The organism is Natronorubrum halophilum, assembly GCF_003670115.1.
Classification (GTDB): Archaea; Halobacteriota; Halobacteria; order Halobacteriales; family Natrialbaceae; genus Natronorubrum; species Natronorubrum halophilum.
Window position 1 is genome coordinate 149,181 of sequence record NZ_QQTY01000006.1, and the last position, 12,942, is coordinate 162,122.

Below are 12,942 nucleotides of genomic sequence, written 5' to 3' on the forward strand. Positions count from 1 at the left end.
TCGGATGGTCGCTTTTGCTGCGAGTTTCGTTTCCGTCGTCTGTGCTCTCTCTTCTGCGAGCAACTCCAGCTGGAGGCGCTCGAGGTCGTCGACACTCATGGCGGGCCAACCCTCCGCATCTGCTCTTCGCGGCGCTCTTCTCGGACGGGACTCCAGAGCATCCAGAGCGTGATGCCGAGCAACAGTGCCGGGACGATCAACCAGACCATATTGTCCATGATCGACAGCACTGGCGCGAACGGACCCTCGTCGACGCCGTACTGGCGGTTCATCGAGATGAGCTCGGCTCCAGCCGTGTCCATGACCAACCCCAGGATCAGCACGGCAAACATGGACGAGATCCCGATGATGAACCGCCGGATACCAGCGAACACCATTAGATCGCACCTCTGCGGACAGCCGCGCCCGCGAGGACTTTGATCACGATGGAGCCGAAGACGATCGCCGGCAGCCACGTCATCGCCTCGTCAGCCCAGAACGCGTTACGCGAGTTCGGGTTGGTGGTGACTGCGAACATGGTCTCCAGCAACGGGTCTGCTGCGACGATCGCGACCAGCGTGATCAGGCCGCCCGCCGTGGCAAGGATCATCGCTCGGAAGAGGATCCAAAACATCAGAACCACCACTCGTGTTCATCGGTGGACGCACCGCCGCCGAAGAAGTCCGAGTCAATATCCTCCGGCTGCAGGAATCCGGTTTGCCAGCCCTCTCCCCCGGACTCAGTACCGAATCCGGAATCCGTCGTGCCGGGATCTCGCTCAGGCTCTGGCCACATCGGTCGGGCAGACTGACCAGGACCATCTCCGAGACGGGTGCGGGTTACTGTCCGCATCGGCTCAGGCATCGCTGTCTCTGTCACTGCGGGGGATGGTTCGGCCATCCCAGTGGTCGTCGTGGTCGTGGTGTCCGTCGTCTGCCCCCCGGCAGTAGCCGAGGAGTCCATGCCCATGAACTCGTCAGTGGACGTCGTCGTGTCTCCGCCGAGGTCTCCGGTCGCCATCCCAGAGTCAAGCATCGACTCAGTGTCTGGCTCTGTGGTGACTCCAGTGGTTGTTGTCCCGCCGATAGACGGGTCCCCGAACATCGAATCCATGCCTTGCGACGAGTCGAAATCCGGATCCTGGGCCGCGGAAGTAGTCGTTGTTGAGCCGCCTGGAGACGGATCTCCGAACGGCGAATCCATGTCTTGCGCATCCGAGCGCTGCATCTGACGGGCTGCCTCGAGCTCGCGCTGGAACTCCGCAGGGTCGTCGAAGAGATGACGGTTGGCCCGGACTTGCTCGACGGGAGTCGCGTCGGGACCCACCTCTACGGGAGTGGAGTCGGCCGTCTCTCGAGCGATCTCTTCCTCCCGTCGCCTGACCGCTTGCTGATATGCGTCGTCGGACGGGAACGCGTCTCTGGGGGGCGTTCGCCCTGCTGCAGTCGGTGCGGTTGGATCTGCAGGCTGGTCGCGAACAGGCAACTCGTCGGGGTCGCGTGTGCGTGTGCGTGTGCGCTGGAGCGTCAGTTCCATCTGACCCCGATTCGCGCCACGTCCGATCATGTCTCCTCGAGGGGACAGGTCTAAGTTTCGAGCGCGTCCAACGGCCGACCGCGCGGCCGTCGGGGCGACAACGGCGGCCGTGCCCGCGCCAATACCCCGGAAGCTGGTTTCCAGCGGCCGGTCGTCGAAGTCCTGACTGAGGCTTTGCCCTGCTTCCATGCCGAGCATAGCGGCAGCCTCACCCCGCTCTCTCAGATAGCCGCTTCCGGTCAGTGCCTCTCCGCCCAGAGAGGCGGCTTCCCCGGCATCCACATTTTCGCTCGTCACTTCATCTCGGAACTCGAGGCCTGTCTCGAGGCGGTGCTCTTGATAGTTGTACAGTTCTTCGCCTGCGGTCTGTGCTGCGTCTCCAGCGGCTAATGTGGCTCCTGCAGGGTCGAGCGTCGAGAGGCCGGTTTCGACAGCGCCGCCGAAGACGTCATCCATCTCCTCGTCATCGGACATCACAGGGACGCCCATGCTGTCCGTTCCAGCGATCATTGGGACATCGGGGAGGACGTTCGTTAGGCCACTGCCGACCTGTTCTGCACCAGATTGCCACCGGTCGCTCTGTACCTCGAGCCACTGTCCGATACCGGTCTCTCGCTCGTTTTCGGTGTCCGCCTGCAACTCTTCTGCCGCACTGGGGGTTAGCTGCGCCTCCCCATCGGACACCATGACGTCGCTTGGGCTGACTCCCCATTCATCGGCAGCAGCATCTTCTAATTCTTCTTCTTGCCGTTGTGCCACCCGGTCATCGGCGACATCGAGGACGAAACTGCCATCCACATATTCGACAGCATAGTCTCCCTCTTGGAGTCCCGCGGCCTGCGCTTCTTGCTCGAGGGTCGCCACTGCTGTGGATGCGCTGACGGTGCTTCCTCCTACGCGGAACTGTTGATTCGCCCCGATGTCTTCGACCCGATTCGGGTCGTCTTCGAGCCCTGAGATTCCGGATGGGCCACGTGTGCCTGGATTGAATCGCTCATGCTGCTGTTCTGCAGCTTGGAGTTGTGTTTCTCGAGTCCGAGACGTGTTCCCCGTGTTACCTCCGTCGAATCCGTCACCTCCGGTATCGGACCCCGGATCTTGTTCGACCGCCTCTCGCTCGCGGTCACGTCGGTCTCCAGGGTCCGAATCGTCCGTGCCGTCGTCTGGATCAACGTCGCTGCCGGGGTCCTGCTCTACCGCATCACGTTCGCGGTCACGCCGATCGTAGTCGCTTCCCCCGCCACTGCTTCCACTGTCATCCCCAGTGTCAATGTCACCACCAGGGTCCTGTTCAACTGCTTCCCTTTCGCGTTCACGCCGGTCGTCCGTATCGTCTGCACCGTCGTCTGTCGATGTGTCATCACTACCGCCTCCGCGGCCTGGTATTCGCATTCACATCACCCCCAGAGTCGGGAGCGTTTGCATGATCCAGAACCCGATCGGTGACGATGCGCCTTCTGCGGCCCCTGAACCTGCGACTCGCTGGGCCAGAGCAGGTCCGAAGAGGCCGAGTGCCAGCGACGCGCCGGCAACGATCAGCAGTTTGATCGCTCGGTTATCGTATTTCTCCGGATCCATCTCGGCCAGTCGGCCTCGAGTCTCCTGCATCTGCATCTCTTCGGTGCTCGACTGGCTCCAGTGCATCTCGTAGCCCTTGGCCATCGAGACGATCCAGCCGGCGGCTCCCGTGACGGGGTTGCGTGCGTCGACCCAGACATCGTCGAACGGCTCGCGGATCGACTGCTGGCCGCCGTCGGCGACTGCCTGCTGCGGCGTCTGGTAGTCGACGGGCTTGATCCCTTCAGGAGTCTCTTTGACTGCCTGCGTTCGTCCCCAGTCGGAGTCGACCGCTTCGGCGACTCGAGCAGCGACGGGACTCGCCAGCTCGTGGTCGTCGGCGACTCCCCAAACGACTGGAGCGTTCCCCATCCGACACATGTTGATGTCGGTCAGCGTCCATTCCTCGTCGTTGTCCGTCCGGATTTTTCCTTCTTCGCTGTCGATCTCTCCCGGTCGGGGAACCACGACGCCGTCGCCGTAGATCACCATCACGATGACGGCCGCACTGCTGGTTTTCCAGAGGCCTTCGATGCCGGACTTGATCATCCCCTTCTGGATCCGCTTGCGACCGGGTATTCGGCGCGTTACCCCTACCAGTAGAGAGGCGAAGAAGGCCATGCAGATCTGCACTGGCATGGCCAGGAATCCCCCGGTCTTGTCTCCGGCCTGTTCGGCCTGTTCGATCTCGATTGGTTGCTCGTCGTCACTGCTTGTCATTATTTGAACACCTTATTTAGTGCCCCGCGTACGCGGCCGCCCGATCCGTCCGCTCCGTCGCTGTCGGATCTCTCAACCCGCGAGGTGTGGACAGCCTCGGTGACTGCCCGGAGGCCTCGAGCGTCCTGGCCGAGCGACTGCATCGCAGTCTTCGCCGTTTCGGCCTCTCGGACGTGGCGGCGCTCCTGGTCCGTTTGCTGGATCCGTGGAGACTGGTCCGGTCGGTCGTTGATTCCCTGGGCTAACTCGAGGAGTGGCCCTCGGCACAGTCGTCCGGGGCTGTGCTCGGTGACGATCCGCTCTGCACGGTTCTCGTTGAGCCAGCGGTGTCGTCGATAGTCCGCTCGCGTTTCGTTCGCGATCGGATAGACTTGCGAGATCTCCGGGCCGAGCTCGTCCTCGAGCCAAGCGGGGAAATTGATGTCGCGGAACTCGTCGAGGAACTCTCGACTCTGCATTTCCTCGACGAGGTTCTCGGCCTGTCGTGCGGACTGCGACGACGAGACCGACATCTCCTGCATGTTTTCTCGAAACTGTTGCTCCTGTTTTCGTGCGCTTTCTCTGTCGCTCATGATATCATGCCCTCTCGACTAGCTTCAGGCGCTTCTTCCGCCGGATACCAGCCCATCATCGATCCGAGGAGGGCCAGCGCTGACAGGATCGCAATGCCAGCAAAAAGCCAGCGGACGGGGCCGATTTGGACCGGGACGTCCGTGCCATCCGAGATCACGACGATCTCGGGGACGAACGCGAGGTAGATCCAGCACACCGTCGACATCGCGCTCGAGAACACGACTGCGTCCTCGTAGACGGCGAACAGGAGTGTCATCACGGTCGCGAACGCGAAGACGCCCAGGAAGAGGCCGCTCCACGTCACCAGGAACCACCTCCTGATGGCAGCATGCCGATCCATTTGAGCAACACTCCACCGCATGCGATGAGGACTAGCAATCCGATTAATGGCGAGAGCGGGCCGACGACTGCACTAATCGCCTCGGTGTCATCGTCTCGAACCCGGTACTGATAATCGATTTCTACGTCTCTGCCGTCGTGCGTTTCGTTTGCGGTCACTTCGCCTGTCTCGTAGTTTATTTCGTAGTCAACCCCGCGGGTGAGTACGTCTCCGTTGCTTCGTCTGATCTCCTCGCTTCCGTTGACCATGTTCCGCCACTCATCGGCATACTCGAGAGTGATCGGCTCAGTATCCGAGAGCGTGTGCTCTTCGACGACGACGTCCCGGGTCTGGAACGATTCGCCATACTGCATGCTGACCCCGGCGAACATCACGCCGGCCAGTATCGCAACTATCGTTACAGTCCAAATGGTGCCCTTCATGACAAAATGTCGCAATTACCGCGAAGGGGTTACCGTCCTCCGCCGAATCCGCCGCCGAAGTAGCGCATGATCGCCGACGCCGCAACTACGAGGAGCCCCACCACGAGCAAACTGATGGCGGCGACACCTGTGGTTTCAAGGTCCGTTGCAATCTCGGAAAACGGACCTTCGGAAATGTCTACAGCACTGTAGACTTCCGAAAGGACGAGTGCGATGATCAGGATCGTGACCATCGCACCACCGATAAGCTGGACCTCGTTCATGATCCCTCGGCCGTCCATGTCGACGACAGATTCCGCTGCGTTTCGTTTCGGCTCGATCTCGGTCGCTTCTTTGAGTTTTTCTGTCACGCTCATGATTTATCGACCTCCACCGAATCCGCCGCCAAAGTACCGCATGATCGCGGATGCAGCAACTACAAGTAACCCCACCACGAGAAGTGACATTGCGGCGACACCTGTCGTCTCGAGGTCCTCGACCAGCGAGTAGAACGCGCTGGTGTTGTTAATCGAGACCGCGTTGTAAATCTCCGTCAGAACGAGTGCGATGATCAGGATCGTGACCATCGCACCGCCGATCATGCGTACTTCGGGCATGATCCCGCGGTTGTCCATCATTCTGTGCGCCATCTCGCGGTTCTCGTCGACGACCTCGTCGGCGTCTCGGAAAACAGCGGTAAGGCTGTCTTTTTGAGGCATCAATTGATTTACCGACGTCCTAAGGGGTATAGTCTAGTTTTGTGGCACGAGAATGGGATGCTAGTGGAATAGGTATGTCACAAGTATGGACTTGTAATGGTGCTTTAAGTGGTTTCACGTCGTACAACCTTCTATGGCACAGTTACCAGGACAAGAGCTACTCGCAGATCTCGAGCGCGCGACAGAGATGGACAGCCTAATCAGAGAGACAGAACCCCGAAATGTTCGGGACAATGGCAATGGATCGCTCCGATCCACGCTGCCGAAAGATTACTGTGCAAACATAGGGATCGGATCCGGCTCACCAGTCCAGATGATGATCCACAACGGGATCGTCCCCGTGATCGTCCATGAGGAGTGCATTATCATCCGCAAGCATCCGGAGGCCTCCAACGATGAATAACGACGAAATGGACAGGCAGCGGAGCGAACGCGTGACTCGGCTGGTGAACGACTCCCTCGAAGAGATGCACGTGCGGCGGAAGCAATACCGTGAGGCGAAGATCGCAGGGGCCGTCACAATGCCAATACAGGCCTCTTTCCAAGCCTCAGTCGTTGGAGTCTACGACGAACTCCACATCTACCAGGAGGACGTCGAGGACATGTGGGAGGAATACAAGCTTGAGAGAGTCGATGTGTTGGCTCATGAGACGACGACGGAAACGAAGGTCATCACACAAGGAGGCCGAGTTGAGAAGGTCACCCAGGAAGAGCCATACCGTATTCCTTGCTCGTGGCTGCTGTATTGGTCCCACGCGTTCGATCACGTCGCTCGAGACCTTGGATTCGCCGCGGCAACAAAGACGAAAATCGCAGACCCTGCTGACGCAATTGTCTAATGTCCATCGAGAAAACAAAATCAAAAGACGCCGTTCCACCTCTGGTTAGAGATAACCCGATTCTCCGGCACAAGGTGTGGAATAAGATGCATCGCCACAACGATAACTGGATGGCGGCGGTTGTCGGCGAGACGGGCTCTGGGAAGTCCTGGGCCTCTATCCGGATTGCAGAGGCCGTTGACCCGGACTTTAGCATCGATCAGGTGGCGTTTGGTGTCCGTGAGTTCATGGAACTCGTGACCGATGACTCTCTGGGTCGTGGTAGTGTAATCGTCTTCGAAGAGGCCTCTGTGGAGGCTTCTGCCCACGAATGGTACTCGAAGAGCAACCAGGTCCTGTCGAACGTTCTCGACACCTGGAGGCACCAAAACCGGGGAGCTATCTTTACGCTGCCTGCGTTCGGCCAGCTGCAGAAGACTGCTCGAGGCCGGATGTCTGCCTTGGTCCAGATGCACGAGAAGAACGAGGATGCTGGGTACACGATCGCGAAGTACAAGCGATGCCAGCAGAACACGGATACGGGGAAGATCTACAAGAAGTACTCCACGCTCAACGGAAAGCGATACAAGTACCTCACTCTCCGGCCGCCATCCGAGGAACTCCGTCAGGCCTACGAGGAGAAGAAGTCACAGTACACGAGAGATCTTAACGAGGAGCTGCTCGAGGAGTTGATCGCTGCGGAGGAAGAAAAGAAGAAAGACGAGGATCAGGATCCCAAAGATATCTACAATAAGATCACCTCCGAGGGGGCCATTAGTGAGTATATTTCTGACAATCACGGGCAACAGTATATCGACCGTGACCTAATTGAGTTGGAGTACGACATCGGTGACAAGCAATCACGAAAGGTCAAAGCGCTGCTCAAGAAGGACGTCGACGACAACGTGATGTGACCGACCGTTACCCCCACCCCCTGACTAAGACGCCCTTGTTTATTGAGTTAGATGTACTCCCCGTCAGAGGTTGATCCGACCAGAAAACCGTAGATCTCCGCAGGCAGGGCCGTGCGACTCAGATATCGACCGACTCGAGACGGAGTTCAGCGTACGCCTCGAGGACGACTGTGGCGAAGAACAGAATGCCGAGGATGACGATCGTCGGCTCGACCCAGCTGGGGACGAGCGCCGGTTGGGCTGCTGAGGTCATCTCTGCGAAGACGCTCTGTGTGATGTCCTGATTCTTGATCTGCTCTCGATTGCTGTGTCCCCAGCCGAGGGCATAGCTTATCGTACTGAGCAAACCGAACAGAATCACCACTTGGATACTCTGGATATTCTCGAGCACTACGTCGGTCATCGGCTTGTCTGGTATCAGATTCATACAGTATCTTAGTACGGTCTCCACCCATGTCATACCTACCCTACGCGTACGTACACCGTCGATAAACCTATCTAGAAAGAGACTGTACTAGATGTATGACGGTAGAAGTCAGATCCCAGGGAGGGCAGTGGACGGTGATGGTCAACGGGTCCACGCACTCGACGCATCGGCTAAAATCAGCGGCAGAGGACGAAGCGCAGAGGGTCGCACGCAAGCGCGGTGGGAACTTGCGCGTACAGAAGCGAGACGGGCAGTTTCAGTACAACCGATCCTACTGACGAGAGATCCGTTCCTGCAGTGTTTCAGACCGCCGACTCGAGCTGTTCCTTCCGGCTGACGGTCCTGAAGAACTGAACGGCGAGTAGCATCGCGAGCACTCCTATCACGAATCCAAAGGACACTCCAATAGCGAAAGAGTGGCCAGTGGAGATCGCGACGCTGTCAATCGTGCCCCAACCAAGAATTATGGTTGCAAACAGAACGAGAGCCCAGAGTGCGAAGAACAACGAATACTCTCGCATAAAACTCAGAAAGACTCGCAGTGGCTCTATATCAGTCATATTTCTACGATAGCGTCTTGATCCCAGTCGATGGTTCCTAACTCGCTGCCACACTCCAAGCAGTAAACCGTGTCTCCTGTTATTTCGTAGGAGTGGACTGTGTCCCCCCAACATGTCTTACAGGCACGATCTCCGTATTCAATTGGTGCAGTCATCGTCGACCTCCTCGAGGGCGAGTTCATCGTCTTCCTTCACCACTTGGTACGTTTTGTCCGTCTCGGGGTCGTCGATGAGGATTCTATCGACCCAGTCGTACGCGACGTTCAATGTTTGCGGCGCATCGTGGATACTCCCGATCGGTTCGTCGAGTTCCTTTGTGTTCTCGGCATCCATCCCAAGAACGAGGCCCGCGAGAGTACGTAGCCGTTCAGTGCGTGATGGGGAACTATCGCTCATCGGCTCACCTCACCACCGTGTAGGATTTCGTACCCACTGATAGTGCACATCGCTACCCCGATAACGAAACCGGATACGAGAAGAGCCTCGGACTCGAGACGGTGAGCGATAGCAGCAGAAACTATAGCTATGAGAAAACCAGACAAAAGCACGATTGGTGGTCGTGGGAGTCCAATCGACGGAATGATCTGCGATGGCCGTCTGTCACTCGAGGTCATCAAGAGCCTCCTGTTCCAGTTCTTCCAGTTCGTGAGCGACTTCGAATAGCGCCCTCCCGATCTCCTTCGCCGACTCCCGCGACGTCGGGAAAGTCACTCGTTCCGTGTCGGTCTCGAGTGTGAGTTCGACGATGTTCGTGCTTCTTGCTTCTATTTCCCATTCCACCTGATCAGTCTGTGTTTCTGATTTCTCGTTCATGCTTCTGCTCCGTGTTGCTTGCAGTATCGGTAGACTGTCGTTCGATCAACATCCACATCGTGAATCTCTCCGAGTAGCACGGCAATCTCGTTGTAGCTCATGCCTCGTTCGTTCCACTCGAGGACGTCCTCGAGCTGCTCCTCGTTGACTTTCTTTGGCCTGCCGATCGGTTTGCCCTGCTCCCGTCGTCGTTGGACCATCTCGTTCGCGCGCTCACGTGCGAGGTCGGCCCAGAACTGATTGAACGCTCCGATCATGTGCATCATCAGTTTTCCCTGAGCGGTCGACGTGTCGAACTGGTCCTTAATCGAGATGAAGTCTACGTCCCTCTCGCTGAGATCGTGGACATCGTTGAGCACCTTGCGGAGTGAGCGGCCGAAGCGGGAGAGTTCCCTAACCACGATCGCGTCGAAGTCCTCAGCTCGTCCCATCAGGTCCTCGTACGCTTCGCGCTCTTCGGACTGGCCCGATATCGCGATGTCTTCGAAGACCTCGAGGTCGTGGTCGTTCCGGTCGGCCCACTCCTCGAGTTGCTCCCGTTGGCTTTCATGGGAACCTTCGTCTCGTTGCTGCTCTGTGGACACTCGAATGTAGCCCGCTACGTTCATGTGCAAAACACTGTCCTAACTGAACGTAATACGTGCAGAACTATAAGTATTCAGTAGTGTATCAGAACCACTCCTTTCTACAACACCACCTCGTAAGTACTTTCTATCTATTTGCCATCTATACAACCGGGATGACGCCCAAATGATGATTAGAAGAACTACCCCACCAGCGACTGGCGTAGTTGTTGGTGGGGAGAGTACGACACACCAATCTGGACGGTCAAACCCCAGACTAACGTTCTCGGAACCGGTCTCCAGAAAAGATCACCGACGAGCCAGCAGATGGAACTCTCCTGACCCGCCGCCAAGCAGCGAATCACGGTCGCCGAACTCCTCAACCTCGAGGCCAGCTCGCTCCAGCGGCTCGAGGACGTCCTTGAGTAGCGCATCCTCGTGGACCTCCACGATGACCGTCCGCACTGTATCGAGATGATCGCCGAGGCCGTCGAGAACATGTGCCTCGTGACCCTCGACATCGATCTTAATGACGTCCGGCGCTGGGTCGATCGTGTCGCCACGGATAACGTCAACCTCGAAGCTCCCTTCCGGAGAGAGTGTGTGACCGCCATGCCCGACACCGTCTTTCCGCTCGAGTCGCGCTGACCCTGGCGAGGAGGAAAGTGCATACCTCATCGCCTGCACGTTGTTTAGCCCGTTCAGTGCAGTGTTCTCGCGGATTCTGGAAAGGTTCAGCGGCTCAGGTTCGAAAGCAACAACCCGATCGACGAGCGTCGCTGCGAATACTGAGTACGTTCCCACCGCAGCGCCGACATCCCAGAACACGTCGTCGTCTTCGAGATGGCGCTCGAGGAACTCGAAGATGTCTGCCTCGCCCATTGCAGAGCGGGCACGCCATCGCTCTTTCTGGGACTGGGTCCGGAAATCCACGCTGACGTTACCGATGTGCAGCGTCGCGATGTCGTCGACGAGGCCGATGGCGAGGCCTGCGTTGATCGCCCGCTTGTGGACGTCCCTGATCTGGCATCTGCTAGTCTCTACTACAGTTTTAATAACCATACATAATCCTACAACGGCAAGATCCTAGTTTCTTACGGCGAGTCACAGTTCCGATGTACCGGTTCTCCGCGGTATCGTGCGACAGAACCGGAGATTGGGGTTTGACAGCGATAACAGATTATCAGTGAGGTTCGTGCCTCGGGTCTTTCAGTCACGATTGAGCCACCTCTTGAGCCACCGATAAGGGGCAGTCACCGCGACAGCTATGATAGCGAGGAAAATTATAACGAAGGCAGGACCCATACCAACGGGCCCGCCAACGTTCTTTAGTGAGCGGTCAACTCCCGTTTCGCCGCGTGCCTCGGGTTGTTCACTTGTCATGGATCTTCTCGTTTAACTCCTCGATCTCTCTCCGTTTGCGTCTCTCTCCGAACCAGTCCATCAGCATCAGGATCGGTTTGTACATCCACGGGTGATCGACCTCCGTGTCGTCTTTCTCACTATTCATTTTGAGTATACGAACCAGTCATCGACGTCTTTCCACGCCTCATGTAGCTGTTTTTCAGTATATTCTGCGCTATTCCTGCTGTGCACCGGTTCTAGTCTTTCGATCCCGGCCGGTCCGAACAGTGTGGTGAAGTCAGACGAGTTTTGATTCTTGAAATGCTGTCCGATCCTTTTCTCCAAGTTCTCGGTCTGCCCGATGTAGTACAGTCGATTGGCCTCAAACGCCTGACGGAGCCACCATGGCTTATCTCCTAAGCGATTCTCTGCCTTTCGTTCGAGTTCGTCAAACGTACGATACGTATTCCGGCAATTCAGCGCGTACACCCAGTGAGTGTACTTATCCAACTCTTTTCGCCCGTACGCCTCGAGCATTTCCTTTGACAGCGCCATTTAGCACACCTCGTGATCTGTCTTCTTTCGCTGTCTGTCAGTCATGGCACTCACACTCCATCATATACTGGTACGCACCGATCGCGGGAACGGACGAGTATGCTACGATGACCAGACCACCGGCAACAACCATCCAGTTGAGCCGGCCAGACTGGTAAAGCCAATACGACCAGATAGAGACGAGCGCGAGGACGAATCCAGGAACTCTCCTCTGAGACCGATACACCTCTTTCCAGGTATCCCCCGACGACTCGACTTTCTCTTTGTCGATCGCCCTTTTCGTCCACTTGATGATACGGTTCATCTGGCTCTTCTGTCTATCGCTACTCATGGAACTCCTCCAGTGTTCGGCAGTTCGAGGCATCTCTAACCACCACCTCATTCACCTCGACGATGTCGGACTGTACCGTGCCATCGTCGAGCGTGTTGAGCTCGTACGACCTCTTATCGATCTTCTTCTGCACATCAGACATGGCGATCACCTCCCTCCCGCCACGCAATGCCTTTCTCGAGGAGCCACAGTCCGCCGAATGCGATAAACGATATCTGCATCATTTCGAGGCCGACCGCGACCCCTTCGAAGAGCGTTACGACCAGCGTCACGAACGCCATCACTGCCACGATCGCAAGTGGGCGGGTGAGTGTTCGAACTATTGGGTTCTTCTCTTTTTCGCTCATTTGATCCACCCGATTGACCCACCGAACGGCCAACCCGTCACCAGCGAGCTGGTGATCAGGAGTAAGACCAGGAATAAGATCCCGGTCAAAGCCCATTCGATCATCGATTCACCTCGCCCGCGCACGTTTCACTCGTCATCGGTAGGCCTCTCGAAGATCAATTTCTTCGTCGTACCGTGTTCTTCGACAGTCTCGACGAGACGCCAACCGTCTTCGGCGTAATCGTTGATGCGTTCCGTTGCTCGGGCAACTACATACTCGTATCGCTGCTCTGTCTGATGGTCCGGATCTCGCGCTGTCATGGATTCACCGCGTTTCCGCTTTCGTCGTAGAACTTCTCACGCCCAGGGCCGATCGGCCTCATTTCGATCAGGAGCGCGTCTCGAAAGTCGCACTCGTCGCAGAACGGCCGCTCCTTCTCGGCGTGGTGTCGACTCTGTTCGTG

General features: G+C 57.4%; 26 protein-coding genes. 5 read left to right on the forward strand and 21 right to left on the reverse strand.

The features are described from left to right. Positions 1–95 precede the first annotated feature (95 nt). The 3 genes from DWB23_RS21810 to DWB23_RS21820 are packed head-to-tail and all read right to left on the reverse strand — an operon-like array spanning position 96 to position 2,274. Positions 96–377: a hypothetical protein gene (locus DWB23_RS21810; RefSeq protein ID WP_121744887.1), complete on the reverse strand. Its 282-nt coding sequence runs from the start codon at positions 375–377 to the stop codon at positions 96–98. Then, complete coding sequence (locus DWB23_RS21815; protein ID WP_121744888.1) at positions 377–613, reverse strand: single stranded DNA-binding domain-containing protein; 237 nt, start codon at positions 611–613, stop codon at positions 377–379. The genes DWB23_RS21810 and DWB23_RS21815 overlap by 1 nt, the downstream gene beginning before the upstream one ends. Next, positions 613–2,274 carry a hypothetical protein gene (locus tag DWB23_RS21820; RefSeq protein WP_162989924.1) on the reverse strand — a complete coding sequence of 554 codons (1,662 nt, stop codon included), beginning with the start codon at positions 2,272–2,274 and terminating at the stop codon, positions 613–615. Before DWB23_RS21820 ends, DWB23_RS21815 begins: the two co-directional genes overlap by 1 nt. Here DWB23_RS21820 and DWB23_RS23315 point away from each other — a divergent pair. Next, complete coding sequence (locus tag DWB23_RS23315; RefSeq protein WP_162989925.1) at positions 2,260–2,472, forward strand: hypothetical protein; 213 nt, start codon at positions 2,260–2,262, stop codon at positions 2,470–2,472. The genes DWB23_RS21820 and DWB23_RS23315 overlap by 15 nt on opposite strands. A 435-nt stretch (positions 2,473–2,907) precedes the next feature. Here DWB23_RS23315 and DWB23_RS21830 read toward each other — a convergent pair whose 3' ends face one another. From DWB23_RS21830 to DWB23_RS21855, 6 genes are read right to left on the reverse strand one after another with little or no spacing between them, the layout of a single operon-like run. Then, on the reverse strand, positions 2,908–3,792 hold the full coding sequence (locus tag DWB23_RS21830) for a hypothetical protein (protein ID WP_162989926.1): 885 nt from the start codon (positions 3,790–3,792) through the stop codon (positions 2,908–2,910). Then, a complete protein-coding gene (locus DWB23_RS21835; RefSeq protein WP_121744892.1) occupies positions 3,792–4,364 on the reverse strand; it encodes a hypothetical protein in 573 nt (190 codons plus the stop codon). Before DWB23_RS21835 ends, DWB23_RS21830 begins: the two co-directional genes overlap by 1 nt. Next, complete coding sequence (locus DWB23_RS21840) at positions 4,361–4,669, reverse strand: hypothetical protein (protein ID WP_121744893.1); 309 nt, start codon at positions 4,667–4,669, stop codon at positions 4,361–4,363. The genes DWB23_RS21835 and DWB23_RS21840 overlap by 4 nt, the downstream gene beginning before the upstream one ends. Further along, the gene (locus tag DWB23_RS21845) at positions 4,666–5,127 is read right to left on the reverse strand and encodes a hypothetical protein (RefSeq protein ID WP_121744894.1); all 462 of its coding nucleotides are present in this window, start codon (positions 5,125–5,127) and stop codon (positions 4,666–4,668) included. The genes DWB23_RS21840 and DWB23_RS21845 overlap by 4 nt, the downstream gene beginning before the upstream one ends. A gap of 29 nt (positions 5,128–5,156) precedes the next feature. Continuing rightward, positions 5,157–5,483, reverse strand: coding sequence for a hypothetical protein (locus DWB23_RS21850; protein WP_121744895.1), 327 nt, complete (start codon positions 5,481–5,483; stop codon positions 5,157–5,159). A 3-nt stretch (positions 5,484–5,486) separates the two neighbouring features. Next, positions 5,487–5,825 (reverse strand): hypothetical protein, encoded by a 339-nt coding sequence (locus tag DWB23_RS21855; protein WP_121744896.1) that lies wholly within the window; start codon positions 5,823–5,825, stop codon positions 5,487–5,489. A 133-nt stretch (positions 5,826–5,958) separates the two neighbouring features. Between DWB23_RS21855 and DWB23_RS23320 the strand changes: the two genes are divergently transcribed. From DWB23_RS23320 to DWB23_RS21865, 3 genes are read left to right on the forward strand one after another with little or no spacing between them, the layout of a single operon-like run. Next, a complete protein-coding gene (locus DWB23_RS23320) occupies positions 5,959–6,228 on the forward strand; it encodes a hypothetical protein (RefSeq protein ID WP_162989927.1) in 270 nt (89 codons plus the stop codon). Beyond that, on the forward strand, positions 6,221–6,664 hold the full coding sequence (locus DWB23_RS21860; protein ID WP_162989928.1) for a hypothetical protein: 444 nt from the start codon (positions 6,221–6,223) through the stop codon (positions 6,662–6,664). Before DWB23_RS23320 ends, DWB23_RS21860 begins: the two co-directional genes overlap by 8 nt. Beyond that, positions 6,664–7,557, forward strand: a complete 894-nt coding sequence (locus DWB23_RS21865) for a zonular occludens toxin domain-containing protein (RefSeq protein ID WP_121744898.1) — start codon at positions 6,664–6,666, stop codon at positions 7,555–7,557. The genes DWB23_RS21860 and DWB23_RS21865 overlap by 1 nt, the downstream gene beginning before the upstream one ends. A 118-nt stretch (positions 7,558–7,675) precedes the next feature. Here the strand turns inward: DWB23_RS21865 and DWB23_RS21870 are convergent, their stop codons facing one another. After that, the gene (locus DWB23_RS21870) at positions 7,676–7,984 is read right to left on the reverse strand and encodes a hypothetical protein (protein ID WP_121744899.1); all 309 of its coding nucleotides are present in this window, start codon (positions 7,982–7,984) and stop codon (positions 7,676–7,678) included. Positions 7,985–8,079: 95 nt separating this feature from the next. On the opposite strand from DWB23_RS21870, the gene DWB23_RS21875 reads away from it, so the two are divergent. Continuing rightward, positions 8,080–8,262, forward strand: a complete 183-nt coding sequence (locus DWB23_RS21875) for a DUF2188 domain-containing protein (protein WP_121744900.1) — start codon at positions 8,080–8,082, stop codon at positions 8,260–8,262. Positions 8,263–8,286: 24 nt separating this feature from the next. Here DWB23_RS21875 and DWB23_RS21880 read toward each other — a convergent pair whose 3' ends face one another. The 11 genes from DWB23_RS21880 to DWB23_RS21920 form a co-directional block, all read right to left on the reverse strand. Further along, positions 8,287–8,544, reverse strand: coding sequence for a hypothetical protein (locus DWB23_RS21880; protein ID WP_121744901.1), 258 nt, complete (start codon positions 8,542–8,544; stop codon positions 8,287–8,289). A gap of 138 nt (positions 8,545–8,682) precedes the next feature. Further along, the gene (locus DWB23_RS21885; RefSeq protein ID WP_121744902.1) at positions 8,683–8,877 is read right to left on the reverse strand and encodes a hypothetical protein; all 195 of its coding nucleotides are present in this window, start codon (positions 8,875–8,877) and stop codon (positions 8,683–8,685) included. A 267-nt stretch (positions 8,878–9,144) separates the two neighbouring features. After that, positions 9,145–9,357, reverse strand: coding sequence for a hypothetical protein (locus DWB23_RS21890; protein ID WP_121744903.1), 213 nt, complete (start codon positions 9,355–9,357; stop codon positions 9,145–9,147). After that, on the reverse strand, positions 9,354–9,965 hold the full coding sequence (locus DWB23_RS21895; RefSeq protein ID WP_121744904.1) for a recombinase family protein: 612 nt from the start codon (positions 9,963–9,965) through the stop codon (positions 9,354–9,356). Before DWB23_RS21895 ends, DWB23_RS21890 begins: the two co-directional genes overlap by 4 nt. Before the next feature lie 264 nt (positions 9,966–10,229). Then, complete coding sequence (locus DWB23_RS21900; protein ID WP_121744905.1) at positions 10,230–10,982, reverse strand: FkbM family methyltransferase; 753 nt, start codon at positions 10,980–10,982, stop codon at positions 10,230–10,232. Between the two features lie 310 nt (positions 10,983–11,292). Beyond that, a complete protein-coding gene (locus tag DWB23_RS23325; RefSeq protein ID WP_162989929.1) occupies positions 11,293–11,430 on the reverse strand; it encodes a hypothetical protein in 138 nt (45 codons plus the stop codon). Further along, the gene (locus tag DWB23_RS21905) at positions 11,427–11,819 is read right to left on the reverse strand and encodes a GIY-YIG nuclease family protein (protein ID WP_121744906.1); all 393 of its coding nucleotides are present in this window, start codon (positions 11,817–11,819) and stop codon (positions 11,427–11,429) included. The genes DWB23_RS23325 and DWB23_RS21905 overlap by 4 nt, the downstream gene beginning before the upstream one ends. 37 nt (positions 11,820–11,856) lie before the next feature. After that, entirely contained in the window at positions 11,857–12,150 is a 294-nt protein-coding gene (locus DWB23_RS21910; RefSeq protein WP_121744907.1) for a hypothetical protein, read from the reverse strand. Next, the gene (locus DWB23_RS23330) at positions 12,143–12,292 is read right to left on the reverse strand and encodes a hypothetical protein (RefSeq protein WP_162989930.1); all 150 of its coding nucleotides are present in this window, start codon (positions 12,290–12,292) and stop codon (positions 12,143–12,145) included. The genes DWB23_RS21910 and DWB23_RS23330 overlap by 8 nt, the downstream gene beginning before the upstream one ends. Continuing rightward, positions 12,285–12,497, reverse strand: a complete 213-nt coding sequence (locus tag DWB23_RS21915; RefSeq protein ID WP_162989931.1) for a hypothetical protein — start codon at positions 12,495–12,497, stop codon at positions 12,285–12,287. The genes DWB23_RS23330 and DWB23_RS21915 overlap by 8 nt, the downstream gene beginning before the upstream one ends. Positions 12,498–12,625: 128 nt before the next feature. Further along, on the reverse strand, positions 12,626–12,799 hold the full coding sequence (locus tag DWB23_RS21920) for a DUF4177 domain-containing protein (protein ID WP_121744909.1): 174 nt from the start codon (positions 12,797–12,799) through the stop codon (positions 12,626–12,628). Positions 12,800–12,942 lie beyond the last annotated feature (143 nt).

Excerpts from the sequence above, each read along its gene's own strand:
- DWB23_RS23320 (WP_162989927.1), top strand. The coding sequence starts at position 5,959 with ATGGCACAGTTACCAGGACAAGAGCTACTCGCAGATCTCGAGCGCGCG.
- DWB23_RS21880 (WP_121744901.1), bottom strand. The coding sequence starts at position 8,544 with ATGACTGATATAGAGCCACTGCGAGTCTTTCTGAGTTTTATGCGAGAG.
- DWB23_RS21860 (WP_162989928.1), top strand. The coding sequence starts at position 6,221 with ATGAATAACGACGAAATGGACAGGCAGCGGAGCGAACGCGTGACTCGG.
- DWB23_RS21845 (WP_121744894.1), bottom strand. The coding sequence starts at position 5,127 with ATGAAGGGCACCATTTGGACTGTAACGATAGTTGCGATACTGGCCGGC.
- DWB23_RS21905 (WP_121744906.1), bottom strand. The coding sequence starts at position 11,819 with ATGGCGCTGTCAAAGGAAATGCTCGAGGCGTACGGGCGAAAAGAGTTG.
- DWB23_RS23325 (WP_162989929.1), bottom strand. The coding sequence starts at position 11,430 with ATGAATAGTGAGAAAGACGACACGGAGGTCGATCACCCGTGGATGTAC.
- DWB23_RS21850 (WP_121744895.1), bottom strand. The coding sequence starts at position 5,483 with ATGAGCGTGACAGAAAAACTCAAAGAAGCGACCGAGATCGAGCCGAAA.
- DWB23_RS21855 (WP_121744896.1), bottom strand. The coding sequence starts at position 5,825 with ATGCCTCAAAAAGACAGCCTTACCGCTGTTTTCCGAGACGCCGACGAG.
- DWB23_RS21885 (WP_121744902.1), bottom strand. The coding sequence starts at position 8,877 with ATGGATGCCGAGAACACAAAGGAACTCGACGAACCGATCGGGAGTATC.
- DWB23_RS21900 (WP_121744905.1), bottom strand. The coding sequence starts at position 10,982 with ATGGTTATTAAAACTGTAGTAGAGACTAGCAGATGCCAGATCAGGGAC.
- DWB23_RS23330 (WP_162989930.1), bottom strand. The coding sequence starts at position 12,292 with ATGTCTGATGTGCAGAAGAAGATCGATAAGAGGTCGTACGAGCTCAAC.
- DWB23_RS21835 (WP_121744892.1), bottom strand. The coding sequence starts at position 4,364 with ATGAGCGACAGAGAAAGCGCACGAAAACAGGAGCAACAGTTTCGAGAA.
- DWB23_RS21875 (WP_121744900.1), top strand. The coding sequence starts at position 8,080 with ATGACGGTAGAAGTCAGATCCCAGGGAGGGCAGTGGACGGTGATGGTC.
- DWB23_RS21890 (WP_121744903.1), bottom strand. The coding sequence starts at position 9,357 with ATGAACGAGAAATCAGAAACACAGACTGATCAGGTGGAATGGGAAATA.
- DWB23_RS21870 (WP_121744899.1), bottom strand. The coding sequence starts at position 7,984 with ATGAATCTGATACCAGACAAGCCGATGACCGACGTAGTGCTCGAGAAT.
- DWB23_RS21915 (WP_162989931.1), bottom strand. The coding sequence starts at position 12,497 with ATGAGCGAAAAAGAGAAGAACCCAATAGTTCGAACACTCACCCGCCCA.
- DWB23_RS21830 (WP_162989926.1), bottom strand. The coding sequence starts at position 3,792 with ATGACAAGCAGTGACGACGAGCAACCAATCGAGATCGAACAGGCCGAA.
- DWB23_RS21920 (WP_121744909.1), bottom strand. The coding sequence starts at position 12,799 with ATGACAGCGCGAGATCCGGACCATCAGACAGAGCAGCGATACGAGTAT.
- DWB23_RS21815 (WP_121744888.1), bottom strand. The coding sequence starts at position 613 with ATGTTTTGGATCCTCTTCCGAGCGATGATCCTTGCCACGGCGGGCGGC.
- DWB23_RS21910 (WP_121744907.1), bottom strand. The coding sequence starts at position 12,150 with ATGAGTAGCGATAGACAGAAGAGCCAGATGAACCGTATCATCAAGTGG.
- DWB23_RS21865 (WP_121744898.1), top strand. The coding sequence starts at position 6,664 with ATGTCCATCGAGAAAACAAAATCAAAAGACGCCGTTCCACCTCTGGTT.
- DWB23_RS21895 (WP_121744904.1), bottom strand. The coding sequence starts at position 9,965 with ATGAACGTAGCGGGCTACATTCGAGTGTCCACAGAGCAGCAACGAGAC.
- DWB23_RS21810 (WP_121744887.1), bottom strand. The coding sequence starts at position 377 with ATGGTGTTCGCTGGTATCCGGCGGTTCATCATCGGGATCTCGTCCATG.